The following is a 7,619-nucleotide window of genomic DNA, read 5'->3' on the forward strand; positions in this document are numbered from 1 at the left end:
GTATGACTATTGATTTAGAAAAAATTATTCAATTCAAATCTAAAATACAGCTTGAGCAAATTTATAATATCTTTGTTTCAGTCATGATCGTAGTGATTTTGGTATTGGCTGTAATTGCCTTATATCGTCCTATTTCTGTACAGCAATACCAAAACGTGTCACGACTTGCGTTGCAGCAAAGTTATCCTGAAACACAGGAAATAGCGATGCTGCTGAGACAGCAAGATCGCATTCGTGTGGGCGCTTATCTTAAATTGATGCATGCTTATCAGATGGAGTCTGTGCGGGCACATCAACTTCCGGCTTTGGCAGAGGAATAGCTTTAGTTGCAGGGATTATCTTGGTTGGAGCTGCTTGTACATTCTTCTCCAATATCTGCTGTACTTCATTTTTATCTAAGGTTTTACTGACCACAATCACCGTCATATTTTCAGGGTGCATGTAGGTACGAACCGCATTTTGTACATCAGCTACAGTTATTTTTTCCAATAATTTAGGGTACTGGGTCAAATAATCTGGGTCTTGTTGATAAAAGCCCAATAGACCAAGCTGTGCATTGATCGTTGCATTACTGCTGTAATTATTCGGAAAAGCACGCAGCATGCCTGCTTTGGTTTCTTCCATTTGTTTTTGATCAATAGGCATTTTGACAAAATCATTAAAGGCCTTATGTGCCACTCGAATACTATATATAAGCTGATCTTGACGTGTTCCATAGCTAAAACTAAAGATACCGGGTGCTTGGCTAAAGCTAAATGCACTATAGGCACCATAAGTATAGCCACGTTTGACACGAAGCTCTTGCATGAGGACTGAGTTAAAACCGCTACCACCAAACATTCGATTGGCTACTTCTAGGGCTAATCGATCTTTGTTATCGCGTGTGGTGCCTAAATGTCCGAATATGACGTTGGCTTGGGTGGAATTGTAGGGAAGATGGATGATATCAAATCCTTGTTTTTCTTCTGGTTGTGCAAGTGCCTTAGCTTTTTCACCTTGGTTTAAGTTTCCGGAAATACGTTCTGCAAGGTTTTGTGCTTCTTTTTTGCTGAGTTTACCTGTAATGGCAATATTCATGTTTTGAGCAACTAAAAATTGATTACGAAACTTCTTTAAAATGTCTGGGGTGATTTTTTTGATACTGCCATTGGTTCCTGTAATTGGTTCTGCATAAGGATGTGTGCCGTATACAGCCCGATAGAAACGAATATTCATTAAGCGACTTGGGCTTTCTTGGAGTTGTTTCTGACCAGCTTGGTTATTGCTGAGTGCTAAGTTGAGACTAGTGTTTTTAAAAGTCGCATTTTTAATCACATCCATCATCATACTTAAAGCAGGTTCTAATTTTTTAGGGTCTGACAATACGCGTAGCCGAACGACAAACATATCTCGATGTGCTTGTACGCTAAATTGAGCACCTGTTTGGTCAAAAACTGAGGCAATTTGCGTTGCATTGTATTTTTCGGTGCCTTCATCAATTAAACGCGCAGCCATGTTGGCAACACCATACAAGCCTTTTCCTACTTCTTCATCACGAGCAGAACCCGCATTAAAGGTCAGTTGAATATCCACCATGGGTAGATCTTGTGACTCAACAAACAGGCTATTCACACCATTTCGGTTTTTCAGCACTTGAACAAGCGGAGCTCGATAGTCTTTATCAATCTGTAAATTCTTTAAACTTTGCAGCATTGGGATAGATTGTAATTGGCTCGGGTTATCGTTGAGGTCAGGAACATTTTCCGTATAAGTTTCTGCATGGAGGAGTGAGCCAAACGCAGTGAGTAAGCTTAGAGATAAAATTTTCGTAATAGTCATCACTAATCCTTACGAGACGCTTTCTGTGTTTTGGGTTGAGTTAGTTTGTTGCTCTGGAGTAACAACTTCCGTTTGAGCTGGTTTTGTAGTTTGATCTGCTTTATTTGAGGTTGTTGGAACCTCCGTCTGTTCTGGAAGCAGATACATGGTGCTGAAATTTTCTTTGACAAAATACGCATTTGCGACACGTTGAATATCTTGTGCGCTGACGTTTTCATATAGTTTTGGCAATTCGTCCATTAGCCTGAAACTGAGCCCATTGACTTCTAAGTTACCGATCGTCTTGGCTTGGCTGCTGATGTCATCTTGGTTATAGACTAAATTGGAGACAAAACGTGTGGTGATACGTTCAACTTCAGGTGTTTTGACTAATTCTGTTTTTAAAGTGTCGATTTCATCTTGTATCGCTTTTTGCGCTTGTTCCATTTTGACGCCATCGGCAGGGAGTGCTGAAATGGTAAACAAACTGTCTCCACGATTGTATGGATCATAAGAAACACTTACAGCAGTAAGTAATTTTCTATCGCGTACCAGTTTGTCTTGTAGGCGCGATGAGATGCCGCTGTCTAAAATATTGCGAATAATATTAAGAGCATAAGCATCTTGTGGGTTTTTTGCGGTAGCCAGTGAGCGTACATTCCACGCCATATACAAATTGGGCACTTGTACGGGTAAATTTAGTTCCATATGACGATAGCCCACACGCTCGAATTCCCTCACATCGTTACGATCAGGTGTTTTACGTGATGGAATATCACCAAAGTATTTTTGAACTTGACGAATGGCTGCTTCGGCATCGACATCACCGACAATCACCAAAATGGCGTTGTTTGGGGTATACCAATCTTTATACCATTGTTTTAAATCTGCCAATTTGATGTTTTGCAGATTTTTCATGTGTCCAATGACGGGTTGACGATAGTGACTGGTTGGATAAGAGATCCATTTGAAACGTTCATAAGCCAAAGAACGAGGATTGTCATCTGTGCGCTGTCGGCGTTCTTCCATAACCACTTTAATTTCAGGGTCGAAATCTTGTTGTTGTAATCGTAAATTACTCATACGATCCGCTTCGAGCTCCAACGCCATAGGAAAATAGGCTTTTGGATACAACTGATAATAATTGGTGTAATTGGTATAGGTTGCAGCGTTAATACTGCCGCCATAGATACGGCTGAGACGTGTAAATTCATCATTAGGAACTTTAGTGGTTCCTTTAAACATCATATGTTCGAGCGCATGAGAGATCCCTAATAGATTGCCCGACTCATCACTACTGCCAACACGATACCAAATATGGGTCATTACCATCGGCGCACGGTGGTCTTCACGGATAATGACCTTTAAACCATTTTTAAGTGTGGTTTCAAAGGTGCTACGTGTTAATTGGGTACGTGTGTCTGCTTGTAGATAGGGTGCAGACCAAAGGCAACTGCTGATGACACAGATAGGAAGTGCAGAGCGAAATAAAGTTTTAAAAAAACAAGGAGAAAATCTGTTTTTATGGGACACAAAGGAATCCATTAAAATGCATTTTATAGCTATCTAGTTTTCCTAAAGTTAATTTTGATTGCAAGTTCAACATGTTGTTTTTTAGTGTGCTTCGCTCTGACAGGCGTGTATCGACTCAATTTAAGATAACTTATGATAGAATCGGTTTTTTTAACGCAGTGCTTTTCAAGGATTCGGCATGCAACAGCAATCTCATGGGCAGAATAAATTTTTGATTGATGCTGATATCGGTGATGACGATGTCACGCTACCGAGTTTACCTGCGGTAAATGTGCCGATTATCGAGACACCGAAAGTACAGCAAGAAGTTGCTGCACCATTACAAGAAACAGAGTCAGAAACTGAAGATTCGAAGGTGAAAGGCGGCTTCTTTAGTCGTATGAAAGAAGGTCTAGCAAAGTCACGTAAGAACTTGGCAGACGGCATGGTGAATATCCTGATCGGTGGGAAGGAAATTGACGATGAACTTTTAGAAGAGGTCGAAGAGCAACTTTTGGTTGCTGATATTGGTGTTGATGCAACCAAAACGATTATTGCGAACTTAACTGAACGTACTGAACGTGGCGATTTAATCTATTCGCACTCTTTATATAAAGCGCTTCAAGAAGAACTGGTGGCATTACTTGCACCACGTGTTAAACCGCTACATATCGATAGCAATAAAAATCCGTATGTGATTTTGGTTGTTGGTGTAAATGGTGTGGGTAAAACCACCACGATTGGTAAATTAGCGAAACGCTTACAAGGTGAAGGTAAAAAAGTAATGTTGGCTGCTGGTGATACATTCCGTGCAGCAGCGACAGAACAATTACAAATTTGGGGTGAACGCAATAATATTGCCGTTGTGGCTCAAGGTCATGGTGCAGATTCTGCTTCAGTTATTTTTGATGCATTTGAAAGTGCTCGTGCAAAAGGCGTAGACGTGCTGATTGCAGACACCGCAGGTCGTTTACACAACAAAGGACACCTCATGCAAGAGTTGTCTAAAGTAAAACGTGTAATGCAAAAAATTGACGCTACAGCTCCACATGAAGTGATGTTGGTTGTTGATGCAGGTACAGGTCAAAATGCCATTAACCAAGTTGAAATGTTTGACGAGGCAGTAGGGCTTACAGGTCTAACTATTACTAAGCTTGATGGTACAGCAAAAGGTGGTGTGTTATTCAATATTGCAAGCCGTACCCATGTGCCAATTCGTTTTATTGGTGTAGGTGAGAAAATTGATGACTTACGTCCATTCTCAGCTAAATCATTTGTCGCAGCATTATTTGAAACTGATAAATAAAATGCGTTAAATGTCACATAAACTCCGCAAAATGCGGAGTTTTTTGTTTTAGGGTTTATTGATTGATTTAAAAAGCAACATGTGAATAAATCATAATCAAAATTCAGCCTAATAAACCCTTAGAATAAGTAAGGAATTGTTGTTTATATATAAAAATTGCTTTGGGGTGTTTAGGGTGGCGTTACTCGATAAAATTGGTCATGTATTGACTGCGGATATCACTAAAGATTTTAAATTAAAAAAGAAAAATACTGACCGAGAAGTAGAAGCGTCATTTGTCGACCAACTAAAGAAACGTCGCAGTATTTACGAGCTTGGAAAGAAGGTACATTATAGTCAGGCTTACTTGGCTGAACTGATTCAAGAGTCTGTAAGAAGTTGTCCATCTGCATATAATTCACAAAGTACACGTATTGTGGTTTTATTTGGTGAATCTCATCAAAAATTTTGGGACGTAGTAAAAGACGTACAACGCAAGAATGTTGCGAGTTATATTTTTGAGGGCGTGGCGCTTAAAATAGATCAATGTGCAGCTGGCCTAGGAACTGTGCTTTTCTATGAAGATCAAACCGTGATTCAACAATTACAAAAGAAAGTGCCATTAAGTGCAGAAGATTTTCCAGTATGGTCGGAGCAAACGTCTGGCATGGCCCAATTCGCAGTATGGACTTCGATCGCAGATGCAGGTCTAGGCGCATGTTTACAGCACTATAATCCACACATTGATTATGCTGTTGCCGAACACTTTGATATTTCAAAACAATGGCTGCTACGTGCGCAGTTGGTCTTTGGTTCAATTGAAGGCCAAGCGCCTGAACGCTTAGAACCAGAAGATCAAGATCAGTTTAGAATTTATGAGTAATTTCTATGTTCTGTAAGTTGCTTTGATTTCTGCCGTACTAAAGACAGTGAAACCAAAATCTGAATGTAAGTGGGTTGTACGTATTTAGATGCTTGCAACTGATTGTTCTAGAAATAAGACACAATGTTGTAAATATAGTCATGCAACGGTTAAAAACTTCACCTATTATAAATCTCAATTTAGTAAGCTAATTGAAAATAAAAAGAGGTCTTGTAATGTCATTCTTGAATCAAATCGAACAACGTCGCACAATCTATTCTATTGGTAATAACGTTACTTTATCGCAAGATGAAATTGAGCAAACCATTAAAGATGCTGTACGTTTAAGTCCGTCATCATTTAACTCTCAAACGTCTCGTGTCGTTATTCTGTTTGGTGATGCACATCAAAAATTCTGGAATATCGTACGTGAAACGTTACGTAAAATTGTACCTGCAGATGCATTTGAAGGAACCAATGGCAAGATTAATAGTTTTGCAGCAGGTTTTGGTACAGCATTATTTTATGAAGATCAGGCTGTAGTAAAAGCTCTCCAAGAACAATTTGCACTTTATGCAGATAATTTCCCAGTATGGTCTGAACACTCAACAGCGATTGCTCAATTTGCTACTTGGACGGCTTTGGCTGAAAAAAATATCGGTGCATCATTGCAACATTACAATCCAATTGTTGATGCTGAAACAGCTGCGGCATTTGATGTGCCAGATCAATGGAAACTACGTGCACAACTTGTTTTTGGTTCGATTGAAGCGCCTGCAGGCGAAAAAACCTTTATTGCAGATGAAGAACGATTCAAAACATTCAAGTAATGATGGTGTGATGAATTAAAAAGGATGCATTAAGCATCCTTTTTTTATATGCAAAATTCTTGAATGAATATCAAAATAATGTCTTGAAACAAAATATACAGTGATTGTTAGATGTCATAAGATTGTCATATATGCATTGCATAGTGCATTCGAAACTAAATAATTGATAAAGAGTGATAATGATGACTTTAAGATTAACTGTTGCTGCTGCAGCGCTGATGTTAAGTAGTGCCGGATTTGCAGCTGTAACTTTGACTGTTCCGGAAGAAATTAAAATAGTCGCAGTTAATGATCAAGAAGTTACTGGTGGTTTATTTCGATCTACGGAGAAGTATAAGCTTGATGCAGGTGAAAACCTATTAACGGTACGTTATAGCGAATTTTTTCAACATGCTGATAATTCTCACGATATTTTAAAGTCAGGTGTGGCCGCTATTCGTACTCCAGCACTGATTGATGGTCAAGAGTATCGTTTGGGTCTAGTCAATGCACCAAAAGATTTTGATGCTGCGCAAAAATATAAAGACCAACCGATATTTGGTTTGTATGACAGATCTAATCAATTACTTGTGCAGCAAGCTGGGGCGAAGAAAGAACAAAAATCGATTTTCTCCAATGGTGTTTTGGGTAATGCTGTAGATTTTACGAAGAAAGAAGCTGTACCAGAAAATCAACCGGCACCTGTTTATGCACAATCCGTAGCAGTAAAGCCAACGAATGTAGTATCTCCTGTAGCGGCTTCAAAAAATGTGACTATTAATGAAAATGGGGCAGATCAACAATTAATTCAGCTTTGGCAGAAGGCTAGTAAAGCTGAACGACAAAAATTTATGAGTTGGTTGGCTGAGCAAGCAAACTAAAGTCACTTTTGTAACTTCATTAGTTTTCTTAAAATCCGTGATATTCGAAAAGTCCGTTGAATTACGGGCTTTTTAGATTGAAGAATATAAAAATCACCAAGAATTATAAAATTCGTCTTTCATAAAGCAAAATATAAGGATATATTGATCTTTAAATAAGCAATAGATTGCTTTTAGTTTAAAAAATATACACTCAAGCAAAATATTATAGAAATTTCTATGATAGGGGCTTGTGTTTGTTTTGAAACTCTATAGAATACGCTGCATACCAACGCAGACAGCGATAAACGTAAGGTTTTTAGTTGTTTGATGTTGTTTTCTTATTTGCTGACGAAGTATTAAGAAAATCATTAAGAGATTATGAAGAACAACTTGTGTGGATTTTTACTGATTGATTGATCGAAATTATTTTCATTGATTGATGGTAGAAATTACTCGAAGTTTATTTGAGCAAATTTTTGTCAGTAATTGAT

At 38.6% G+C, this 7,619-nt stretch carries 6 protein-coding genes and 1 pseudogene; 5 read left to right on the forward strand and 2 right to left on the reverse strand.

The window, feature by feature from the left end:
• The first annotated feature begins 2 nt into the window (after positions 1-2).
• Positions 3-320 (forward strand): hypothetical protein, encoded by a 318-nt coding sequence (locus tag FTU34_RS11850; protein WP_180035765.1) that lies wholly within the window; start codon positions 3-5, stop codon positions 318-320.
• On the opposite strand, the gene FTU34_RS11855 is transcribed toward FTU34_RS11850, so the two are convergent.
• Positions 250-1,821 (reverse strand): insulinase family protein, encoded by a 1,572-nt coding sequence (locus tag FTU34_RS11855; RefSeq protein WP_373686499.1) that lies wholly within the window; start codon positions 1,819-1,821, stop codon positions 250-252. The two genes, FTU34_RS11850 and FTU34_RS11855, sit on opposite strands and share 71 nt — an antisense overlap.
• A 123-nt stretch (positions 1,822-1,944) precedes the next feature.
• Positions 1,945-3,267: pseudogene (locus FTU34_RS11860) on the reverse strand (M16 family metallopeptidase); the annotation flags it as partial.
• 241 nt (positions 3,268-3,508) lie between these two features.
• Here FTU34_RS11860 and ftsY point away from each other — a divergent pair.
• The 4 genes from ftsY (at position 3,509) to FTU34_RS11880 (ending at position 7,146) form a co-directional block, all read left to right on the forward strand.
• Complete coding sequence (ftsY, locus tag FTU34_RS11865; RefSeq protein WP_180007272.1) at positions 3,509-4,615, forward strand: signal recognition particle-docking protein FtsY; 1,107 nt, start codon at positions 3,509-3,511, stop codon at positions 4,613-4,615.
• 175 nt (positions 4,616-4,790) lie between these two features.
• Complete coding sequence (locus FTU34_RS11870) at positions 4,791-5,477, forward strand: nitroreductase family protein (RefSeq protein ID WP_180035762.1); 687 nt, start codon at positions 4,791-4,793, stop codon at positions 5,475-5,477.
• Between the two features lie 215 nt (positions 5,478-5,692).
• Positions 5,693-6,286, forward strand: a complete 594-nt coding sequence (locus tag FTU34_RS11875) for a nitroreductase family protein (RefSeq protein ID WP_180035761.1) — start codon at positions 5,693-5,695, stop codon at positions 6,284-6,286.
• A 182-nt stretch (positions 6,287-6,468) separates the two neighbouring features.
• The gene (locus FTU34_RS11880; RefSeq protein ID WP_180022729.1) at positions 6,469-7,146 is read left to right on the forward strand and encodes a DUF2057 domain-containing protein; all 678 of its coding nucleotides are present in this window, start codon (positions 6,469-6,471) and stop codon (positions 7,144-7,146) included.
• Positions 7,147-7,619 lie beyond the last annotated feature (473 nt).

The organism is Acinetobacter sp. YH12094 (genome assembly GCF_013419295.1).
GTDB lineage: Bacteria > Pseudomonadota > Gammaproteobacteria > Pseudomonadales > Moraxellaceae > Acinetobacter > Acinetobacter amyesii.

Coding starts and splice junctions, on each gene's coding strand:
- FTU34_RS11850 (WP_180035765.1), top strand. CDS start 3: ATGACTATTGATTTAGAAAAAATTATTCAATTCAAATCTAAAATACAG.
- ftsY (WP_180007272.1), top strand. CDS start 3,509: ATGCAACAGCAATCTCATGGGCAGAATAAATTTTTGATTGATGCTGAT.
- FTU34_RS11875 (WP_180035761.1), top strand. CDS start 5,693: ATGTCATTCTTGAATCAAATCGAACAACGTCGCACAATCTATTCTATT.
- FTU34_RS11880 (WP_180022729.1), top strand. CDS start 6,469: ATGACTTTAAGATTAACTGTTGCTGCTGCAGCGCTGATGTTAAGTAGT.